The sequence below is a fragment of the Candidatus Eremiobacteraceae bacterium genome (genome assembly GCA_036511855.1).
Classification (GTDB): domain Bacteria; phylum Vulcanimicrobiota; class Vulcanimicrobiia; order Eremiobacterales; family Eremiobacteraceae; genus JABCYQ01.
This window is the reverse complement of sequence record DATCBN010000088.1, coordinates 1-21,598: the sequence shown is the minus strand read 5'-3', so window position 1 is coordinate 21,598 and position 21,598 is coordinate 1. Positions and strand designations below refer to the sequence as shown.

Below are 21,598 nucleotides of genomic sequence, written 5' to 3'. Positions count from 1 at the left end.
CGGAGATTCTCATGACGTTATTCGCCCGCCGTGCAACCGTTGCGGCCGCACTTATCGCTACGTCGGCCGCCCTCGCGTTGCAGCCGCGTCCCGCTTCGGCGGACGGATCGGTTCAGCTGAACCTCATCGCCTACTCGACGCCGCGCGAAGCCTACGCTGATCTCGTCAAGGCGTTCCAAGCCACGCCAGCCGGCCAAAACGTCACCTTTTCGCAATCGTTCGGCGCATCCGGCGAGCAAAGCCGGGCCGTCGCAGCCGGCTTGCCCGCGGACGTGGTCGCATTTTCGCTCGAGCCGGACATCACCAAGCTCGTCACCGCCGGCCTGGTCTCGGCCGACTGGAACAAAGACAAGTATCACGGCATGGTCACCGACTCGGTGGTGGTCTTCGTCGTGCGCAAGGGGAATCCGAAGAACATACGGGCCTGGGCCGACCTCATCAAGCCGGGCGTCGATGTGATCACACCCAATCCGTTCACGTCCGGCGGCGCGCGCTGGAACATCATGGCGGCCTACGGCGCCATGCTCAAACGTGGCTCGTCTCCCAACTACGCCATCGCCTATTTGAGCAAACTCTTCGATCATATCTCGGTGCAGGACAAGAGCGGCCGCGACTCGCTTCAGACTTTCACGTCCGGCAAGGGCGACGTCATGCTCGCCTATGAGAACGAAGCCATCCTCGCGCAGAGCAACGGCTCCGATGTCGACTTCGTCGTGCCCGATCAAACCATCTTGATCGAGAATCCGATCGCGGTGGTAACGGGATCGCAGCACCCGCAGCAAGCGCGCGCCTTTGTCGACTTCCTGCGCACCCCGCAGGCGCAGGCGATCTTCGCCGCTCACGGCTACCGGCCGGTCTTAAAGAACGTGCCCACGAAGGTGCGCTTCCCGCAGCCGCACACGTTATTCGACATCAACTACTTGGGCGGATGGCAAGCCGTGCAGACGAAGTTTTTCGATCCGCAGAACGGCCAGGTCGCGCAAATCGAACGAGCGCTAGGCATCGCCGGTGGCCACTAGCGCGGCGGCCATTCAAGTCGAGCGGGTGGCGGTCCGGAACAAGGCCGCACGCAGCGATTCGTTGTTGCCCGCCGGAATCGTCACGACGTTTTTGAGCGTGATCGTACTGCTGCCGCTCGCTGCGGTGGCAGCGCGCGCGTTCACCGGCGGGTCGTTTTGGAGCGAAGTCTTCGCCGCGGACGCGCTCGCGAGTCTGCGCTTGAGCCTCATCGCATCGCTCGGTGTGGCCGTTGTGAATGCGGTCGCCGGTACGCTGATCGCGTGGGTGCTCGTGCGCGACGATTTCTGGGGCAAACCTTTCCTCAACGCGCTCATCGACTTGCCGTTCGCGCTCCCGACGATCGTCGCCGGACTTACGCTTGTAGCCTTGTACGGACCGCATAGCCCGGTCCACATCAACGTCGCCTACACGCAGGCCGCCGTCTTTCTCGCATTGCTTTTCGTCACGCTGCCATTCGTCGTGCGCTCGGTGCAGCCGGTGCTCATGGAGCTGGACCGAGAGATGGAAGAGGCCGCCGCGTCGCTAGGCGCCGGCATCCTGCAGACGTACGCGCGCATCATCTTTCCGACCATTTTGCCGGCGCTGATCTCCGGCGTCGCGCTCGGCTTCGCTCGCTCCATCGGCGAATTCGGATCGGTCGTCCTCATCTCCGGAAACATTCCATTCAAGACAGAGGTCGCAGCGGTTCACGTCTTCGGACAGATCGAGAGCGGCGACATCGCCGGCGCCGCCACGGTGTCGGTCGTCCTCTTGGCGCTGTCCTGTGCCGTGCTGCTCGCGCTCAACGCGCTGCAGCGCCGGGGTTTGCGTCATGGTGGCTAAGCTCGCGCTGCGCTACACGGCGTTCGCCTATCTGGCGGCCATCCTGGCCCTGCCGGTCGGCATGATCTTCTATCGCAGTTTCGAGCATGGCGTTTTTGCTGCTTGGCAAGCGGTCACACAGCCCGACGCGTTGCACGCGCTATGGCTCACGCTATTGATCGCGGGTATAGCCGTTCCGATGAACACGGTCTTCGGCGTGTTGTGCGCGCTGCTGCTCGTCCGATCGAAGATGCGGTTCGCGCGCATCCTCGACGTGCTTGTGGATCTGCCTTTTGCCGTATCGCCCGTCGTCGTGGGTCTCGCTCTCGTGCTCGTCTATGGCCGCCAGGGCTGGTTCGGCCCTTGGCTCCTCGCCCACGACATACGGGTGATCTTCGCATTGCCCGGCATGGTGCTCGCCACCGTTTTCGTCTCACTGCCGTTCGTGGTGCGCGAAGTCGTGCCCGTGCTGCGTGAAACGGGCGAAGATCAAGAACAAGCGGCACGCACGCTCGGCGCATCGCCATGGCAAGCGTTTTGGCGCGTCACGCTTCCGTCGATCCGTTGGGGCGTCACATACGGTGTGGTGCTCACCACCGCGCGTGCGCTCGGCGAGTTCGGCGCGGTGAGCGTCGTCGCCGGACACCTGGCAGGCGTCACACAGACGCTCACGCTCTACGTCGACGACCGATTTGAAGCGTTCGACCTCACCGGCGCGTACGTGGCGTCGGTCGTGCTTGCGCTACTCGCGTTCGCAACACTTTTCTCAATGAATGCGCTCGCGCGCAAGGAGGCCTGATCATGAGCATCGTGCTCCGGGGAGTCAGCAAGCGCTTCGACAAGTTCGCTGCTCTCGACGACGTGTCGGTCGAAATTCCCGGCGGCTCGCTGACGGCGCTCGTCGGTCCGAGCGGCGGCGGCAAGTCCACGCTGCTCCGGGTGATCGCCGGCTTGGAACGCCCCGATTCGGGCGAAGTGGAGATCGAAGGCGTCAACTCGCTCGATGTCCCCGTGCAGGATCGCGGCGTCGGATTCGTCTTCCAGCATTACGCGGCGTTCAAACACATGACCGTGTGGGACAATATCGCCTTCGGCATGAGCATCCGCAAGCGGCCGGCGAGCGAGATCCGCGCGCGCGTCGACCAATTGTTGAAGCTCGTCCAACTCGACGGGCTCGGATCGCGGTACCCTAGCCAGCTCTCCGGTGGCCAGCGCCAGCGCATGGCTTTGGCGCGCGCGCTTTGCATCAAGCCGAGCGTGCTGCTGCTCGACGAACCGTTCGGCGCCCTCGACTCGAACGTCCGCGCGGAACTTCGCGCGTGGCTGCGCGGCCTGCACGACGAGATCCACGTCACAACGGTCTTCGTCACGCACGATCAGGCCGAAGCCATGGAAATCGCCGACCGCATCGTTCTCGTCCATCGCGGCCGCATCGAACAAGTCGGCACGCCGCGCGAACTGTACGAACAACCCGCCAATCCATTCGTCATGTCGTTCATCGGTCCGATGACCGCATTCGACGACGCGTTTGTCCGGCCGCACGACGTCGACGTACGCGTCGAGCCCACGAGTTCGTCGTACGAAGCCATGGTCCAGCGCATCATCCATCTCGGCTTCGAGGTACGCGTCGATCTCATGCTCGCCGACGGACGGCATATCTGGGCTCAGATCACGCGCGACGATGTCGAGCAACTCGACTTGACGCAAGGTCAGATCGTCTACGTCCGGCCGAGCCGCGAAAAACGTTTTGCGCCCGTATCGCGCACGCGCATGTTGTTCGGCAACACCGGCTAGTGGGAATTGAACGTTCATTCGGAAAAATCAAGCGCCATGCACATCACCGCCCGGGTTGACTATGCCCTGCGAGCGATGGTCGAACTCGCCGCAGGGGAGCCCAATTTGGTGAAAGGTGAACGAATCGCCAATGCGCAGGCCATCCCCCTCAAATTGCTAGAGAACATCCTGTTGGATCTCAAGCACGGCGGCCTGGTCCGGTCGCAGCGCGGATTCGAGGGCGGCTACGGCCTCGCGAAATCTGCCGACGACATCACGTTGGCCGACGTCATCCGGGTGGTCGAAGGTCCGCTCGCCAACGTCCGCGGCGTGAGGCCTGAGAGCGTCGGCTACAAAGGCCTGTCCGAGCCGCTGCGCGATGTCTGGATCGCAGTGCGCGCGTCGCTTCGCATCGTCTTGGAGTCGGTCACAATCGCCGACGTCGTCTCGGGGACGCTGCCCGGTCAGATCAAGCGATTGCTCGCCAAGCCCGAGGCCTGGCTGCCGCACTAATGCTCTGGGGGAAATGACCGGTAGTTGACGTGCGTCGTATATGCGGCGACGGCATCGACGATCCTGATCTCCCACGGTGATCCCGTTCGCAAGTGATCGAGATACCGGACAAACGTGTCGCCTGCTGCGGCACTAATTCGAGAACTAAGCGTCATAGGATTTCGTATGCCATCCACCGGCACGATTCCCTGATATAAGATCGGCCCAGAATCAATCTTTTTCGTGATCCCGTGCAATGTGTATCCGGTGGTGCGTTCGTGGTTTGCGATGCACCAATATGTAGGCGTGGGTCCGCGGTAGAACGGCAGCAAAGACGCATGGATATTGACGATTGACGCAAATCTGTCGATCGCCGCTTGCGAGAAGATCTGACTGAATCCGGTGACGATGGCTCTATCGGCCGGCGCAATTCCCGCCAAGAAATCCGGCGCGTTGACGTCCGCCACGACCACCGGATCGGCGAGTCTTCCCTGACGGCCAGGCGGCCGGGACATCACGGTCGTGATGGGCAAGCCGTGACGCTGTCCGAAATCGGCGGCCAAAACGCGAAAGGTCTCGCCAAAGGCCGCATTACAGAAGTGATAGATCATCTCTACACATTATATCGACTTTCACGGGGCTTGCGACATACGGCTAAAGCGGCCAATCGTGCGGCGACGTGCTAGGTCTCCTACCAGGCGAATTAGGGACTTTAAGACCGAGGCTGGATCGGCATGCAGACGGTAGGATAGCTGTGCATAGTTCCGTACACGATCCACAACTCAATTCTTGAGGTTACGCATGATGAAGCAATCGTTCCGCAAGCATTCGGCGTTCGCCGTGTTGGCCTGGGCCGCACCGGCGGCGTTAGCATTAGGTCTCGCCGCTTGCAGCGGGCAATCCGCGTCGGCTCCGGCCGCCACGGGGGCCAACCAGCCGCCCATCGATCCCGAAGTAGGTTCCATCGCGGTTGCGCCCACCGCGAACCCGAGCGATACGCCTCCGCCTATCCAGATGTTCATCGGCACCACGATCGGCACGCCCACATTCCCCGAAGGCGACACCGCCACGGGCGGACAGGGCCAGACGATCGACGGCACCTTGAATTGCCTGAAGACCGTGGGCGGCCCCGGCCATCACCACATCCATCTGAGCCTCTTCGTCGATGGCCAGCAGATCGCGATACCGCGCGGCATCGGCATGTTCCAACCGGATCACAACGTCTTCATCTACCACCAGACTTGCCTGTACTTCTTGCACACGCACGACGACACCGGCATGGTCCACATGGAACCACGAGTCGGTCAGGGATCGTTCAAGCTCGGCAACGTGTTCGACATGTGGGGTGAGCCGCTCACCACGAGCAATGTCGCCGGCTACGTCGGCCCGCAGACGGTCATCGTCAATGGGCAGACGTACATCGGCAATCCGAGACTTATCCAACTGGCTCCGTACATGCAGATCACGATTGAAGAAGGCATACCGCTCGACGGTCCGCCGCCCACGTATCTGTTCCCGCCCGACTATCCGTAAACCCTAATCAGGAAACCGCATCCGGCGCCTGGGGTACGCTAAAGCGTATCACGCGCGCCGGAGACCCCGCCGCCACCGCATACGGCGGTACATCTTTCACGACGGCCGATCCGCATCCGATGATGGAGTGATGGCCGATCCGCACTCCGGGCGCAATCGACGTCCCCGAGCAGACCAGCACGTGATCCTCGATCACGACCGGCGCGAAATCAAAATCCAGCGGCTTCATCACATCGAGATCTTCTGGTTTCACCTGACGGCCTTCGTGCGCGCTGATGCTCACGTGCGAGCCGAGGTGGACGTTGTTGCCGATCGTGATGCCGCCGGCTCCCCAGAGCGCGCAAAACGGGCCGATTTCGCTATGGTCGCCGATGGTCACAAAACCGGCGCGTTTGTTCCAAGCGCCGCCCCGGCAATTGATGTACGCGCGATGATCGAGGATGAGGTTCTTGCCCGAGGTGAAGCGCTCGATGCCGCGGATGATGACTCCCTCGCCTATCGTGGCGTTCGGCAGCCGATCGCGCATGGCGACGTCGCGAGCGCCCTGCCGCATAAGCCTCACAAACGCGCGCAGGTGCGTCGCACCGGGCAGCGCGTGCCACCACGTCCGCGTAGCTGGTAACCCTTCTCCGGCCATACGGTAGACCTACGCGCAGCATGCGAGGCCGACCTTCATCTCTGTACGAGGGCAACTGTACTAGGGCAAGCATCGCTTGCCCCGTTTTTTCTACGTCCGTACTAGGGCAAGCATCGCTTGCCCAAATGGGTGAGCGTTGCTCACCCTAGTACGGTGTGCTCACCCTCCTACATGCGACGTGGGCTGTAGGGCCGCGCGCGATCATGGCTGGGTCACTTTTACCGTTGAGGACGCTGTTCTGCCGAACTCCTCCGGCGCGTACTGCAGCTGCGCTTCCGCTCCCGGCCAGACATACGTACCGGGCGTGACCGTCCGCACGAGGTAGTGCATCGAATACACGCCGGGCGAAAGCTCGGACGCGAACGCCGTCACGCGGTCGCGCGCAATCGTCTGGAAGTCGATCTGCCACGCGCTCGTGGTTTGAAAGTACGGCGTGGAGGTGGCGAACGAGGTGTCGACCGCCTCGAAACCAGCGGGGAGCGGGTCGTCGATGACCACGTGATCCACGAAGTGATCGGTGATGATCTGCAAACCTATGTCGAACACGTTGCCCGCCGGCAGTTCGATCGGCTGACCTGAGTAGCCGACGCCGATCGTGGCGAGCACCTGCTCTTTGTTGGCCGGGCGGATCTCGCGCAGTACGCGCAAGCCGTTTATCGCACCGGGCTCGCCGTTGACCGGCTGGTATTGGTAAGAGACGACGTAGTGCAGCGTCCCCGTTCCCTCTTTAGAAAGAGCGAGGTCGCTGCGCCCACGCGCCAAACCCGTCATCGGTACGAACTTGCTTCGCTCCGGGTCGACATAGCCGGCGAACCGTTCGGCCATGATCGGCGCTCGCGCGAGCGTGATCATCGCGTTGAACGCCGGCGCCGGTCCTTGCGCGACGCCGTAGTCTACGATCGCGTCCAGTGCTTCGGCATTGTCGTAAGAATCGCCCCACGTTCCATTGCGGCGCATGCCGAGCAAAGTCTTGAGCATGTTGTCGGCGATATCTGTCGAGCCTGCCCGCGCGACGAACAAACGCAAAGCCTGCGCCTGCGCGGTGGTCTCCGAGTTATACCATTGCCACGAGCCGGGCAGGCTCACCGCCGCGCCGCGGCCTGTGATGTAGACGTTGCGCTCGATCGCGTCACTCATCTGCTTGGCTTGCGACTCCCAACCCGGCGTTTGCGAGAGATACCTCGCCAGCTCCACGCGCGTGACGTCGCAGAGCCGGTCGCGTTTATCGAATATCTCCTGCAAGAAGTCGGTGCGCCGTTCTCCGAGCGCGGCAAGAGCTTGCAGATCGGCGAGGCGCACTTCGGCGGCGCACAGATCCGATGTACACGTGTCGTCGAAAGGATTCGCAAGGTTCACTGCGAGGTAGTCGCTGAGCCGGCGCCATACCACGTCATCGACTTTTAGGCCGGCTTCTCGAGCGCGGGCGAGTGCGAGCGCCGCGTACGCGCTGTCGAGCGGCGCCGCCTTCGTCGCGCCGGGCCATGGGGCCAGCCCGCCGTTGCTAAGCTGCAGCGCCGCGAGTTGTTGCATCGCAAGGCCGGATGTGGCCGCGACGTCGACGCCGGTCAGCGGGCTGGCGAAGCGCTTGTTGATGATCGCGATATCGGCCGCTGCACGCAATCTGCTTCCGGCGGTTTCGGCGAACGGCAACGGGTAATCGTCGATCATCCGGGCCGCCGGCCCGGCGACGAACGGCACGAGCGAACTAGCCACAGTGAGCTGCAACCCGCCGGCGTCGTGCGTCACGTCCGGACCGACGTTTATCGGCACGGTGGCGGTGGTCTGCGTGGAGCCGGTGTCGACTGTGGACTCGAGGACGCTGCGCGTAACGACGTCGAGCGGCAATGCGAACGCATCGGTGAGGCCCGCCATGCCTGAATCGAATCGCACGGTGGCGCTTCCATCGCCCGTGATCTTCATGTCGAACCGGAAGGCGCTCGTGCCGACGGCCGCCGTTTCGGTCGATTGCACTCGGTTGGTTTGGGCCGACGTACTCGTGAATGCGAGCGGGCCAGCCAAGAGGCCCGTGATCGCGACTTGCGCCGGCGCGCCCGTGGAATTGGTAACCGTCACGCCGCCGAGAAACTCATCGCCCGGCCGGGCGAATTGCGGCAGCAGCGCGTTGGTGACGAGCGGTTTGTTCGCGATGAAGGTGGCGTCGGCGCTGCCGAACGTGAGCGGATCGGGCGCACCGGGCGCGCCGGGTGGACCGATGGCGACCGCCATCACGCGCCAAGTCGTCAGGTCATCGGGAAGCGCGAACGAGACGACCGCATTCCCCGACGAATCCGCGCGCACAGCGCCGTTGTAATACGCGATCGGCTGGAAATTTGTGCGGACGCGCGTTCCCGCAGCGCCGGCGCCAAACCCGCCGCCGTAACCCCAACCTTTTTCGCCCGCAAGCTTTTGCTTGCTCAGCACGACGTTGGGCCGGTTGTCTGAAAACCGCGTTGATATCGGCTGATCGGCAAAAACGGTCTTCACAAGATCCGGCGGCCGGTAACCGGTCAATTGCAGCACGGCCTCGTTGACGACCATCACGGCGAACTCTCCGGCCGCTGGTCTGCCATTTGCGTCGTGCAAGGAAAGGCGAATCGTCTGCATTTGGCCGGGCTCGATGGTGGCGTGTGCCGGACGGACTCCCACTTTGAGATAGTGCGAACCCAGATCGGTGTTGAACGGCGCGAATCCGGCGCGCGCAAGGCTGTCCAACGTGCCCGACGCCAACTGACCGAGCGGCCGCCCACGACGCACGAGCACCGCCTCTACCGCTGCATTCGGCACCATGTCCGGCGCGACGCGGAACTGCACGCGCGGCGCGCTGCCCTTCACCTGCAAGATCTGCGACGAGATCACGTCGTGGCGGATCACGGCGAAGTAGAGTTCGGCGGCCGGATAGGGAGATTCGATCAGGGCTGTTGCGAGGTCGCCGATTTTGTAGTTCGGTTTGTCGAGCTTCACCTGGATGCCGGCCGGATTGTCGCTGCCCCACGCGTACGGCTCGTCGCCGGTCGCGTAGATGATGTCGTCTGATTCAGTCGCTGCATTGCTCGCGCCGGGGAAGTTCGCGCGGATGCGATATTCTCCTGACGATTTCGGCGTGAACGACACGGCGACGGCCGAACTGGTGGACGTGATGTCGTCTTGCGCGACCGTGGTGTAGAGCACACGGTCCTGCGGCGCCTCTCCGCCTTCCACGATCTGACCCGCCCATATGTATTTCATGGACTGCAGTTCGAGATGCACGCGATTGCCGGATTGCGGCTTTCCGTCGGGATCGGTGACGATCACGCTTTCGGCGAACGGCTTGCCAGCCGTGGCCACCCAATCGTTGTGCAGGCCGATCAGGTCGAGCGACGGCAACGCCGTGAACGATTTCGAGTCGCTCACCGACAGATGTGAGACGTCGGTCGTCTGCATGTCGACGCGGTACGACATCGGATACGGAAGGTCGGCCGCGACCGGGATCGTCAGCGCGCTTGCGCCCTTTGCGTCGATCGTCTGAGCGCTCTGGAGCACATCGCTTGTCGCGTCGGGCGCCTGGTCGGGCCAGAACCACCTTGGACCGAACTGATATGTATCCCAACCTTTTGGATTGAGGTCGGCCTGCGAACGCGTCACGTAGTATTGCGCCGAGCCGCCTTCGACCGGTGAGCCGAAGAGGTACGTGCTGCTGGCCGTTGCGCTGACCGTGCCGCCGGCGGGCGCGTACTGCTTGTCCAACGTCAGCGCGACTTTGAAGTTAGGAGCGCGGAACTGCGCCACGCGGAAGTCGCCGTTGATCACGACCCCGTCATCGCCTTTGGCGGTCACGCTGTAGTAGCCGAGAGCCTGATTCATGGCAAGTGGAATCGACAACGTGAAGGCGCCGAACGCATCGGCGGCGGTCGTGCCGGCGAGCGTGTGATTTCCGTTCGGATCGTCGAGGGTCACGCGGAATCGCACGCCGCTTTCGCGCTGGATCTTGCCGCCGCTCAACGCAAACGCCGCGCCGCTCAAACGAACGGTTTCGCCGGGTTGATAGAGTTGCCGGTCGGAGTAAACGGACCCGCACGATTGCGGCACGCCTCCCCCGTCCCAGCCGCCGTAGAGACCATAGCCGTACGAGCCATCCCACGACGACGTGCGGACGTACGCCCAATCGGCGGACGTCTTCACGACCGTGAGCAAGTCCGGCGCCTGATCCGGTGACTGCGAGAACGTCATGCACGGCTTCACGTCTGCAGAACCGAAGTGCGCCGTCCCTGTGGAGTCGGTCATCGCGGTCGCGCATGGCGCGGTCGCGCCGGCCGGCGTAGGGTCGTAGGAAACGCGCGACGGATAAACTTCGATCGTTGCGCCGCCGACCGGTGCGCCGTCGGAGAGGCGGCTGACTCGAACCAGGCCCGATGACGGGTACCACTGTGCGAAGACGCCGAGGTTTGTCAACTCCACCACACCGAAGAGTTGGCGAGTGCGCCACGCCTTCGGGCTGTCGGCTCCGTACTGGTTTGTGTCCGCTTGGATACCGTAGGCCAGCAGGCCGGTGGGGCCGCCGAGCTTGTCGGCGATCGGCACCGCAGTGGTGACGAGTTGGTTCTTCGGCGCCGTCACCGGATAGTTCGTCCATGCCTTCGAATCGGGCAAGATGCGCGAGATATCGGTATCCTGCGGATCGAGCCATACGAGATCGGCCGGCGTCAACACGCGATACGCCGCGCTGTATCGTTTTTTGGGAAGGTTGACCGTCGCGACATCGATTCGCAGACCGGTGTCCAGCGGAAAGACGTGCAGGCCCTCGGCTGCCCAGATATCGCCGGCCAAATCGCCGGTGCTATAGGCGACCGTCTGCGCCGCCCCGAGCGTCTGACCGAATTGATCTTTCAAACCCGCGCCGATGGTGACGGTGTAGGCGGTGTCCGGAGCGAGAACGAGCGGATTGAGCGTCGCCGTGTTGTCGCCATCGTACACATCGAGCAGGTGCGATGCATCCGAGGAGGCCGGCGAAATCGTGATGTTCGTGCCTGCCGACGCCGCGTCGATGCCGTTGTTGAACGCAAGCTGGAGCACGCCGTTGACGAACCGGCCGGAGGGTCCGTCGGGGCCGGGCTGACCGGTCAATTCGTGCTTCTGTAGCGCTAACGGCGCGAACGTGACGACCCGGCCGGCGAATTTGTCCGTGCTTGGCAGATTGCCGTGCGTCGGGTTTATGCCCGGAGAGAACACCAACGCGTAGCGGGTCCCCTTCGCCAAGTCGGCTGTCGGCGTGATGGTGTAGGCCCAGTCGGCCTTCGAAGGGTCGAAGCCCGAGCTTGCGTTGTCGCCGTCGCACGCATCGCATTGCCACGGCGGCGGCGACGACGTGTCGCGCTCGACATCGACGGACGCGGTGGCGCCGCCCCGTTCGGGCGCGAGCGACGTATGCGACCGCAGCGACGCGATGTCGAGTTCGGTATTCGCGCGGACCACCAAGCGCGGCCGGATGACGCCCGGATCGGGATTTTCCATCAACGCGCCGTTTTCGTCCGTGCCCGGCAAGCCGGTCAGGGTGACCGATTCGGTTTGAAATGTCCAGGTCAGGTCGCGGTCGAGCCGGTCGCCCTTGACGTCGGTGAGACCGGCTGCGATCCTGACTTGAACTCGCGTCGCCACGGGTATCGCAGCGTCGGCTTGGAAACCCACCATGCGCGGCGTGAGGAAGCGGAAATGTCCGGGCAGCGACGGCAGCAAGGAAAACCTCGCGAGCTCGGTTTGCGCGTCGGGACTCTCGATGCTTTCGACCGGAATGACCGGCTGTTTGAAGATGATGCGTATCTGCGAAAGCGGATCGGCCTCGCCTTGCGGACTTATCTCGGCGATCCAGGACTGCAGAGTGGGTGCAGGCACGGGCGCCACGGCAGGCAGCGGCGCTTCTTTATGCGCGCATCCGGCCCCTAACGCGCCAAGACCCAATAGGAATATCGTGCAGGCGAAAAATCTCGCCCCGCGGGCTGTGGCACCGTTGCTCGGCATGACTGGCCATCCGTCCCTGCGAATGCATTGCGTCAAACGCGCGCTCCAAGAAATGCTTTAGCCCGTGCGCACATTCCTCGTCGGTCTCACCTCGCGGCCCCTCAGCCCGCTTTGGCGGGCGGTGGCTGCGGCCGTGTTCGCGTGCATCGCGATCCGGCTCTCGGCCTACCTGGCACCCATCCGCGCCGCCGACCTTCATGCGACGTCGGCGGCCATAGATTTTTCCGATCGCAATGGTTTGCCGCTCGGCACGTTGTTATCGCGCGACCAAGAGCATACCGCGTTCGTGTCGCTCGCGCAAGTGTCGCCTTATTTTTTGCACGCGATCATCGCCGCCGAGGATGGCCGCTACTACCATCATGGGCCCGTCGATGCGGCCGCGGTCGCACGCGCGACCTGGCAGATGATCGAAACGCGCCGGGTGGTGAGCGGCGCGTCGACGATCCCAATGCAGCTCGCGCGGATGTTGTCGGCCGGCCATATTGGCATCTCCGGCAAGCTGCTCGAGGTATGGGGTGCTTGGCGCATCGCCGCCGGCATGGATCGCGAGCAGATCCTCGAGGCATATGTCAACCGGTTGCCCATGGGCGGCAACATCTATGGCGTCGAAGCGGCCTCGCGGACGTACTTCGGCATTCCCGCGGCAAAGCTCGACCTTGCACAAGCAAGTCTGCTCGCGGCGCTTCCGAACGATCCGACCGGCTTGAATCCGTACGGCCATCTGTCCGCGCTGCGAAGCCGTCAGCGATACGTGCTGGCGCGGATGGTAGCCGATGGCTACATCACGACCGCGCAAGAAAACACCGCGGGCGACGAATCGGTGGCGTTGCAGCCGCGCGATGAAGGCATCGTCGCCGGCGCGCATTTCCTCTTCTATACGGCGGGGACGCTGCCGCCTGGGACCACGCGCGCCCGAACTACGCTCGATCGTCCGCTGCAGGAGTTCGTCGAGACGCAGATACGCCAGACGTTAGCCGGACTTGCCGGCCACGATGTCAGCCAAGCGGCCGTGCTGGTGGTGGACAATCGGACGGGCGACGTCCTCGCGTACGCCGGCTCGGCCGACTACTTCGACGATCTCGCGCTCGGCCGCAACGACGGCGTGCAAAGTCTGCGCCAACCCGGTTCGACGTTGAAGCCGTTCCTCTATCAAGATGCGCTCGAAAGTCACGTCATCCGGCCGAACACGATACTCCAAGACACGCAAGCGTACTACGCTATTCCCGGCGGGCAGCTCTACAGTCCCAGCGACTACTCCGAGACGTATCTGGGTCCCGTGCGGGTGCGCGTGGCTCTTGCGGATTCGCTCAACGTTCCGGCCGTGCGTGTTCTGTCGCTCACCGGTGTGGGAACGTTTCTCGACCGGCTGCGCGCGCTCGGGTTTGTCCACTTGGACAAGCCGGCGGAATTTTATGGCCTTGGTCTCACGTTGGGCTCGGGCGAGGTGAGCCTGTGGGAGCTGACGCACGCGTATCTCACTGCGGCGCGCTCGGGCGACGAGATTCCGCTGCGAGTGCTGCTAGCCGGCGCTGGAGATGCGAGCCCTCATGGAAGCGCCGTCGCCGCCGGCCGTCAGATCGGCGATCCGGCCGCCTGGCAACTCATCACCGACATGCTGGCCGATCCGCACGCTCGCGCCGCGTCGTTCGGTGTCGACTCCATGCTCGCGCCGCCATTTCCGGCGGCCGTCAAGACCGGAACATCGTCGGACTACCGCGACACGTGGACCGTGGGCTACACCACCGATTACACCGTCGGCGTTTGGGCCGGCAACTTCGACGGCCGCCCAATGCGGCGCGTTTCGGGTGTTGTGGGCGCTGCGCCGTTGTGGAACCGCATCATGCTGCATCTGCACGAGAGCCGCGATCCGGCGCCGTTCGCGCTTCCGGCGACGCTCGTGCGAGAACCGATCTGCGCGACGACCGGCAACGTTCCGGGCCCTAATTGTCCGGCGGTCGTCTCGGAGTATCTTTATCCCCAGGATCTAACGGGATATTTCCGCACGGCCATGCCGCCGGCTCGTTCGATCGGTACCGCCGCGACGATCGCATCGAAGCCGGTGGCCATGCATATTCCGCGCGTGCGGATCGTGTTTCCCCGGGAAGGCGACGAGTTCGTGCTGCACGCCACCAACGCGGGCGTCGAGATCGGCGATGCGCAAGCGCTCGAATTGCAGGCTGCGGCGGCGCCGAATTCGTATGTGCGGTGGCGCGTGAACGGCAAACCAATCGCAGCGCTGACCGCAAATGGGTTGCGCGCGATCTGGAAGTTGCGCGACGGCGCGTGGACGGTGGAGGCATCCGATGGCTCAGCAGCCGACCAAGTCCACATCTATGTGCGGCGCACCGTCGCTCAGCCGCTGCCCACCGGATTCTCGTTGCCGGGCCGATCCACGTAGGGGCCGACTTTTATGGTCGGCTGTACTAGGGCAAGCATCCCTTGCCCCTTTTTTTTCTTCGCGCGTACTAGGGCAAGCATCGCTTGCCCAGATTTTTTTTGGAACGGGCAAGCGATGCTTGCCCCAGTACAGCTCACCCTCCTACGAGCCGAGATTCCTACTTAAGCGCTTTAGCGACCCGCGCGCGCAACGCGTCAAGATGCGCTCGCGTGGCCGCGTCGAGGCTGGTCCCGCGAAGACTTAAATCCACGTTGTGGCCGAGCGCGGCAAGGTGCTCGCGCGCCAACGCTTGCGCCTCGAACGGCGTCCCCTCTGCGGGCGCCGTGGCGACGGTGGCCAACGTTTGCGCATAACGCTCCTGCAGGTTCCGCTGCAGCAATGGGATATCGCGCAACGAACCCTTCGAAAGATCGCCGTACACGGTGGCCTGCAGATGGTCGAAAAGATCGGCAAGCGTGAGCGTCGGACCGCTGGGCGATTCGAGCGGATTACGCTCGATCCGCGAAAGCACGGCCGGCTTGAACATCGCATCGATCGTGTTCTGTTGAAGGCCGCCGATCGCTTCGACGATGGAGACGTCGTGTTGGGCCGGCGGGTTGTATGCCCAAAACGGCAAGTTGCCGTAGCCCGTCCAGCCTACATAGCCGTATCCCGACCATTCGGAATAGCCAAGGTGGCTGAGCAGCACAGGCGAGTAGTTCCAGGCGTCGGGTGAGAACACAAACCGGTCGAGGAGCGCGAGCGCGCGTTCTTGCTCGGCGCGCGGCACGGGCACGATGGGCGCGGCGGCGCCCGGGTCACCGCGGTGCGCGCGCGAAAGGTACTGGCCGCCGATGAAGTTCTCGCCGATGCGCGCGAGCGCGGCATCTTGGCGGAAAAACGCTTGGAATGCGTTGCGCTCGAACTGATACGGCTGCCCCGTACGCGGGAGCCGGCTGTCGAGCGTGCTGACCAGCGAGTGGACGAGTCCGAAGCGCACCGCGCACCAGCTCAACGAGTCGTTGGTGAGATCGCCGGTCTGCGCGCGCGGATCCGCGGCGTGTCCGTCGCCCCATGAGACGTCCTCGTCCGACGCATAGCGGTACTTCGGGTCCGACCAGCCTTGCGCCCAACGTTCGAGAGTTGGCCATTCGGCGTCGGGCGTGGTGGCGCCGGGAATGGGCGCGTATCCGAATCGTATGGCGTAGTAATCGTATGGGCCGAGCGCGTCGGCGAAGTACATCCCTTGACCGTAGCCCTTCGGCCAGATGTTGAGCGGGGCGTATTCCATGACGGAAGACGTCGTGCCATAACGTCGCGTGAAGTCGAGGCTTTGCAGATCCTTGGCCGTGTACGCTTCCGAGCCGATGAAGTTGTGCTGCATGCCCATGTTGTGCCCCATCTCGTGCAGCACGGTCGAGCGCATCGCATCGTCGACGTACCAGTCTGGAAGGCGGTCGCCCCACAGTGGATTCATCACCTCCAGCGCCGCCGCGCCGAATGCGCGGTCCTGCTGGACGAATGCATCTTCTTCAGACGCCGGACTCTGGCCGGCGCCGCCGTGACCCACGGGATCTATGTTGTCGATCCAATTCGCTAAGCCCACAGAATCGGCGCTCAAGAGAATGCCCGTGCGAAACTCTTGTCCGGTGCGCGGATCGTACAAGGTTTGCGAATCCGCGCCGAACGACGGCTGCCATTCGGGGACCCAGCGGATGACATTGTAGCGGATGTCGTCGGGATCCCAATTCGGGTCGCTCGGTTGATCGCGCACTTGCAGCGCGTCGCTGATGCCGATGCGCTCGAACGCGGCGTTCCACGCGAGGACGGCGCCTTTGATGGAAGCGCGATAGCGCACGGGAATAGTGTTGCTGATGTACATGATCATGGGATGCTTGGCCGGCGAGATCCGCTTGGACGGATCGGACGGCTGCATGTTCCAGCGGATGAGGTAGCGCAACTGGCGCTCTTGCTGCTGGTCGCGGTCGAACTGCAGATAGATGTCATCGTATATGCCCACGCGATCGTCTGCGTAGCGGGGCGTGTAGTCCACGTCGCCGGGCGGCTCGGCAAAATTATACTCGACGCGGATCTGCACGCTGCGCGCGTCCGGCGCGGTGTCGAGCACGTGGGCCGCCGACGTCGCCCAAGTCTGATCGGCTTCGATCAGCACGTTGTTGGGGAACGACTTGGTCGGCCCGAAGAACGTGCGGCTGTCATCGAGGCGATATTCCTTCGGCGTGTCCGCGACGTTCAACGACGGGTTGATGATGTTGTTGAAATCCAATTCGTCTTGAAGCAGCGGCGACGCATCGAAGATGACGTCGCCCGTCTTGGCGTCGGTCGCGGTGATTTGGCCCACGCCCTCGACAGACTGCGGGAAGTTTCGTGCGATGGCCAGCGCCGCCGGCGACCCGTTTTGGGCGGCGAAGCTGGTGTTGGGCCACGTGATCGCCACCTTGTCGCCGATGCGCTCGAAGCGCACGAGCATCGCCGGCAGATGATCGGTGTTGCCCCACACGATGAACCAGCCGCCCGCGCCGGTGCCCGGTACGATGGTCTCGATGAAATCATGATCGAGCTGCGCCGGCGTCAGCTCGAGGTAGACGTGATCGTCCTTGCGCCAAACGGTGAACAGCCCGTGCTGCGCTTGCGCCGATTGGGTGAACGAGTCGTACTCGCCGAGCGAGCTCTGACCTTCGGCATTGGCTGGAATGGCAAGACCTAAAATTGCTGCGAACGCGACGATTGACGCGATGCTCTTCATTGCACGCTCCTAGACTCCAGCGCGCAGCTCCTCACGACTGCGGTGACGGCCATCGCAGCGTTTGATTCGGCATCCGCCGCGAGCTGGCGGTCGCGCGGCATGTGCATGACGACCTCGAGCGCCGATCCGTAATACGCACCGGCGGCCCGCACCGGCGGCAAATCACCACCATGATGGGCGGAAACTGCATCGTCGCCCGTGTGCACGTCAAGCATCGAATCGACGGCGTCGGTCAACTCATTGGCCACAATGCGCTGGTGGTCCACCGACGATTGGAGTTCGGACGCTCCTTCAGATAATGCGGCCCGGCGTTCGGCGTCGACGCTGGCCGCTGCTTGCGCGCGGAGATCGTTCACCGCGGCTTGCGTTTTCGGTATTGTGTGAATGATCTGGGTCAGCGCCGCGATCATCGCGAGGCGGTGATTCCACCGGCGAGATTCGCCGTCGAGCCTGAAGAAATCGTTCTCGAAGTCGGTCTCGGCCGCGATCGCGTCGTCAAGTAGTCTGTCGTCGCCTAGCAATGTTGTTTCGGCGTCATTGTATCGCGTGACGAAGGCGGTGCAGAACGCGCTAACCGTTTGATGGCCCAAGGTTTTCGGCGTCGCCGTCGGGGCCGGCGTTGCATCGGATACCGCAGCAAATGGCTGGGCGTCGGCGGGAACTTGCATCGCAAGAGCGGCCGCAGTGAGCCCCCAAACTAAAGCGAACCCCAGCTTGGCCTTCATCAGGCGCTGGGGTTCGCATGGTCATTCTACGCGACCTTTGCGGCGGTTATGTCGCCGGTTGCGGTTTTGCGACGAACGAGTACGTCTCCGCCGCTGCCTCGTAGCGCTGGCTGCGGGAGAACGGACTCGGCGTGGCTGTGCCGACTAGCGATCCGTCCTTGCCGAGCGAGGCGATGATATGCAACGGCGCTGTGCCGCCGATGTCCATCCAGTACTTGCTGTCGGCAACGCCACCGACAACCGACATGATCTGTCCAGAATCGGCCGGGATATAGTAACCGCTGACAAGGCCCGCCGATGAGACGGTGAGTTTCAGTTTTCCGTCAAATTCGCCCGGCGCCGAAATCGGCTCGACCTGCATCAGGGTAGTGGTATAAGACATTTGCGTCGCGGAGCTGGCGGATGCCGCGGCCGGCATTGTGATGGCCCCCGAAATCGCGACGAGTGCGGTCGCGGCGACCGCTGCGGTGAAGCGTTTCATCATTATCATAATCTCCCACCGTACTTATACCCGTCCCACAGCAACGGATATCGCTGGCAGATGAGAGTGGGCTAAAATTCGCGTCACCGACCGTTCCCTTGGAAACAGGATCCGTGGCCTATGTTGCGCCTTGCGGTTCAGTCGCGTGATCGATTGCCGCATGGCCGTTTAGCGCATTGCCGTTCATTGGATGGCCGTTCAGTGGATGGCCGTTTGTCGAGGCGCCCGCCTGGCGGCTGCCGATAAGGCCTGCCGCAGCGAAGAGTCGCGTGTGCAGATCGGTGGCCATCTTCCCGTCGTTCGTCCGCCAGATGATGTGGTCGAGCCAATAACGTCCTTCACTGAAATGGCTTGTTTCGGCCCACCACGTCGCTAGTTCGACGGCGAGCGACGTGCCGACGACGAGATCTCCGTCGCCAAGAACGGACCACTCAAGCGCCGAGCGGAAATTATGTAGCTCCGTCTCCACGTCTTTTTTCCAGTTCGCGGTTGACGAGTCGTTCCGGTTGAGTTCGATACGCGTCGCTAGTTCAAGATAGTAATTCGCGTGACGATTCTGCAAATCGCTTATTTCGTTGCGCTCTTTCATCATCCGACGGCAATAGTCGCGAACCGTTTCGAACATGTCGTATCGAGAATCGCCGCGCTTCTCGTCGAGCAAGAAAGCCTTGTCCACGAGACGTGAAAGAACTTCAAGCTCCGCGCGTCGTTCGTCTTCTCGCTCGATGCAGACGTGCGCGGATGCATCGATCGTGAAGTCGCCGGGAAACACTGCGAGCCGGCGCAGCAAGCGCTTCTCTTCGTCGTCGAGGATGATGTAACTCCAATCGACCAATGCCGGCAAGATATGTTCGCGCGATGAGGCGATGTCGCCGCCCGGGAGCAGCACCGGAAAGCGTTCCAATAGCCGAGTCTCGAGCTCGTTGAACGTCATCACTTTGATGCGGGCTGCGGCCAATTCGATGGCCATGGGAACGCCCGCAAGCCGAGCCACGATGCGTTCGACCAATCCCCGGTCTTCGGCCTTGAAATCGCAATCGGGGTTGATCGCCGTCGCGCGTGCGACGAAAAGATCCGCCGCATCGTGAAACGCCAATGCCGGGATTCTGTACGCGATCTCGCCCGCGATGCCGAGGGGTTTCCTGCAGGTGGCGATGACTGAGACATTTGGACATTTGCGCAGAAGTGACTCGGTCAACGCTGCGCATTCCTCGATCAAACGTTGGCAGTTGTCGAGCACAATAAGCATCCGCCGGCTGCCGATGCGTTCGACCAGCGTCGCCACCGGCTGCTTTCCTTGTTCTTCGCTGAGTCCGAGCACATACATGACGCTGCCGACGACCAGAGCGGCGTCCGTGATTCTCGCAAGGTCGATGAACCACACGCCGTCGGGATATTTGTGCAAGTCCTTGTTGGCGGTTTGCAGCGCCACGCGCGTCTTGCCGATTCCGGCGATGCCGGTGATCGTAATCGACCGTGTCTGAGCGGAAAGGTATTCGATGGCGTCGAGTTCCGCGGCTCTGCCGAAGAAACTCGTGAGCTTCGGGGGTAGATTCGATTGGATCGGGGGCTTGCCTGTTTGAGCCGCGTCCGTTCGATAGCGATCGCCGACAACCGTATTGCGACCCGCCTGCTTTGCCGAGTAGAGCGCGATGTCTGCTATTTCGAGCAATTCCGACGAAGTGGTTGATTGCAGCGGGGTCTGTGTCGCCACGCCGATGCTCACCGTGACCACTTCAAGCACCGCACCGTCATGAGCGATCCTTTGCGCTGCTACGGCAGACCGCATCTTTTCGGCGAGCGCGACCGCTCCGGCATTGTCTGTCTGAGGCAATATGATGGCGAACTCCTCGCCACCGTAGCGCGCGACCGTGTCGCCAGGTCGCGCGGTGCACTGCGTCAATATCTGCGCGATCATATGCAGGCAAGCGTCGCCTGCGATATGCCCGTGGTGATCGTTATACTGTTTGAAGAAATCTACGTCGATCATCATCGCCGAAAGCAAGCCGCCTTGTCGCACCCCGCGTGACCACTCCGCTTCGAACCGCGCGTTGAACTCTCGGCGACTCGGGATTCCGGTCAGCGGGTCGATGCCCGCGAGCGACGCATAGTGATCTTTCTCAGAGGTGATCGTCGCCTCGTTTAGGCGAGCCGCAATGGATAGCGCGAACGTCTCGAGGCACTCGATTTCTGCGGCTGAGAATGCCTGCACGGTTTTTCGTACGATACGGAGCGTGCCTATGTCGCTTTCGTGAAATTGAAGTGGCAGACTTACGGTCGCGCCTAGTTCGAATTCGGCTTTGACGCCGTAGTGGAATCTTCGCGGCGCGCCGCCGGAGAGCGAGATCTCGATCGATGCCGTATCGAAGGCGTCGTCCAATAGCGATGCGGCTTGTTTGAACATATCATCGAGCGACAGATCTTTTGCCAGCAAGCGGGCTGTGGCGCTGAACAGTGCGAGTCGGGCAGGCGACCCGGAATTGGAGATATTCTTCGTATTCGGGGACATTGATTCTCCCGCTCGTTGTAAGACTTACGATCGCGCGAGCGCTTTATCTATACTATTATGTTTCGGTCATTAAGGGTCGGCGCGTAGCATTCACAGGAACCGTGTCCTCGTAGCAGATATTACCCCCCCCCTCGCGATTCTGTGGGAGGGTAGGCAACCCGTACTAGGGTGAGCAGCGCTCACCCGTTTTTCGGGCAAGCGATGCTTGCCCTAGTACAGTGGCCCTACACCACCATTTTTTCCGTAGGGCAAGCCGAAAACCGTAGCGAAACGCACGTCCCGACGGAGGGTCTGCAATATGTACCTACTCTTAAGCGTGTTGTTCTCGCTTAGCCAAGTATTGAGTTTCCCGATGCCGTTGGCGCTCGTCTCCGGCCAAAAGGGCCACAGCATCGCATACGTTTTGGACGAGCGCGGCGTGCGAAGTCTGTGGTACGCGCAGGCGCCGGATTTCGCACCGCGCGAGCTTTGGAATTCAGGCGTGGACGACGG

The 21,598-nt window shown here is 62.7% G+C and carries 15 protein-coding genes; 8 read left to right on the top strand and 7 right to left on the bottom strand.

All coding sequences use genetic code 11. The features are described 5' to 3' along the window. The first annotated feature begins 11 nt into the window (after positions 1–11). Genes VII69_11095 through VII69_11075 form a run of 5 tightly spaced genes read left to right on the top strand, consistent with a single transcriptional unit; the run spans position 12 to position 4,107 of the window. Positions 12–1,019: a sulfate ABC transporter substrate-binding protein gene (locus VII69_11095; protein HEY5095654.1), complete on the top strand. Its 1,008-nt coding sequence runs from the start codon at positions 12–14 to the stop codon at positions 1,017–1,019. After that, positions 1,009–1,842: a sulfate ABC transporter permease subunit CysT gene (gene cysT, locus VII69_11090; GenBank protein ID HEY5095653.1), complete on the top strand. Its 834-nt coding sequence runs from the start codon at positions 1,009–1,011 to the stop codon at positions 1,840–1,842. Before VII69_11095 ends, cysT begins: the two co-directional genes overlap by 11 nt. Further along, entirely contained in the window at positions 1,832–2,620 is a 789-nt protein-coding gene (cysW, locus tag VII69_11085; protein ID HEY5095652.1) for a sulfate ABC transporter permease subunit CysW, read from the top strand. Before cysT ends, cysW begins: the two co-directional genes overlap by 11 nt. A gap of 2 nt (positions 2,621–2,622) precedes the next feature. After that, on the top strand, positions 2,623–3,615 hold the full coding sequence (locus tag VII69_11080) for a TOBE-like domain-containing protein (GenBank protein HEY5095651.1): 993 nt from the start codon (positions 2,623–2,625) through the stop codon (positions 3,613–3,615). Positions 3,616–3,651: 36 nt separating this feature from the next. Further along, the gene (locus VII69_11075; protein ID HEY5095650.1) at positions 3,652–4,107 is read left to right on the top strand and encodes an Rrf2 family transcriptional regulator; all 456 of its coding nucleotides are present in this window, start codon (positions 3,652–3,654) and stop codon (positions 4,105–4,107) included. On the opposite strand, the gene VII69_11070 is transcribed toward VII69_11075, so the two are convergent. Next, positions 4,104–4,697, bottom strand: coding sequence for a formyltransferase family protein (locus VII69_11070; GenBank protein ID HEY5095649.1), 594 nt, complete (start codon positions 4,695–4,697; stop codon positions 4,104–4,106). The two genes, VII69_11075 and VII69_11070, sit on opposite strands and share 4 nt — an antisense overlap. Before the next feature lie 190 nt (positions 4,698–4,887). Here VII69_11070 and VII69_11065 point away from each other — a divergent pair, with 190 nt between their 5' ends. After that, positions 4,888–5,619: a hypothetical protein gene (locus VII69_11065; protein HEY5095648.1), complete on the top strand. Its 732-nt coding sequence runs from the start codon at positions 4,888–4,890 to the stop codon at positions 5,617–5,619. 7 nt (positions 5,620–5,626) lie between these two features. Here VII69_11065 and VII69_11060 read toward each other — a convergent pair whose 3' ends face one another. Together VII69_11060 and VII69_11055 are read right to left on the bottom strand one after the other, a co-directional pair. Then, the gene (locus VII69_11060) at positions 5,627–6,256 is read right to left on the bottom strand and encodes an acyltransferase (GenBank protein ID HEY5095647.1); all 630 of its coding nucleotides are present in this window, start codon (positions 6,254–6,256) and stop codon (positions 5,627–5,629) included. A gap of 201 nt (positions 6,257–6,457) precedes the next feature. Beyond that, positions 6,458–12,247: an Ig-like domain-containing protein gene (locus VII69_11055; protein HEY5095646.1), complete on the bottom strand. Its 5,790-nt coding sequence runs from the start codon at positions 12,245–12,247 to the stop codon at positions 6,458–6,460. Positions 12,248–12,311: 64 nt separating this feature from the next. Between VII69_11055 and pbpC the strand changes: the two genes are divergently transcribed. Next, positions 12,312–14,645, top strand: coding sequence for a penicillin-binding protein 1C (gene pbpC, locus VII69_11050; GenBank protein HEY5095645.1), 2,334 nt, complete (start codon positions 12,312–12,314; stop codon positions 14,643–14,645). A 157-nt stretch (positions 14,646–14,802) separates the two neighbouring features. Here the strand turns inward: pbpC and VII69_11045 are convergent, their stop codons facing one another. From VII69_11045 to VII69_11030, 4 genes are all read right to left on the bottom strand, one after another. After that, the gene (locus VII69_11045) at positions 14,803–17,391 is read right to left on the bottom strand and encodes a zinc-dependent metalloprotease (protein ID HEY5095644.1); all 2,589 of its coding nucleotides are present in this window, start codon (positions 17,389–17,391) and stop codon (positions 14,803–14,805) included. Continuing rightward, complete coding sequence (locus tag VII69_11040) at positions 17,388–18,116, bottom strand: hypothetical protein (GenBank protein HEY5095643.1); 729 nt, start codon at positions 18,114–18,116, stop codon at positions 17,388–17,390. Before VII69_11040 ends, VII69_11045 begins: the two co-directional genes overlap by 4 nt. Positions 18,117–18,162: 46 nt before the next feature. Next, the gene (locus VII69_11035; GenBank protein ID HEY5095642.1) at positions 18,163–18,600 is read right to left on the bottom strand and encodes a hypothetical protein; all 438 of its coding nucleotides are present in this window, start codon (positions 18,598–18,600) and stop codon (positions 18,163–18,165) included. Positions 18,601–18,715: 115 nt separating this feature from the next. Continuing rightward, positions 18,716–21,106: a diguanylate cyclase gene (locus VII69_11030; GenBank protein ID HEY5095641.1), complete on the bottom strand. Its 2,391-nt coding sequence runs from the start codon at positions 21,104–21,106 to the stop codon at positions 18,716–18,718. Between the two features lie 298 nt (positions 21,107–21,404). Between VII69_11030 and VII69_11025 the strand changes: the two genes are divergently transcribed. Next, positions 21,405–21,598: hypothetical protein (locus tag VII69_11025; protein ID HEY5095640.1), on the top strand; the 194-nt coding region annotated here is incomplete at its 3' end.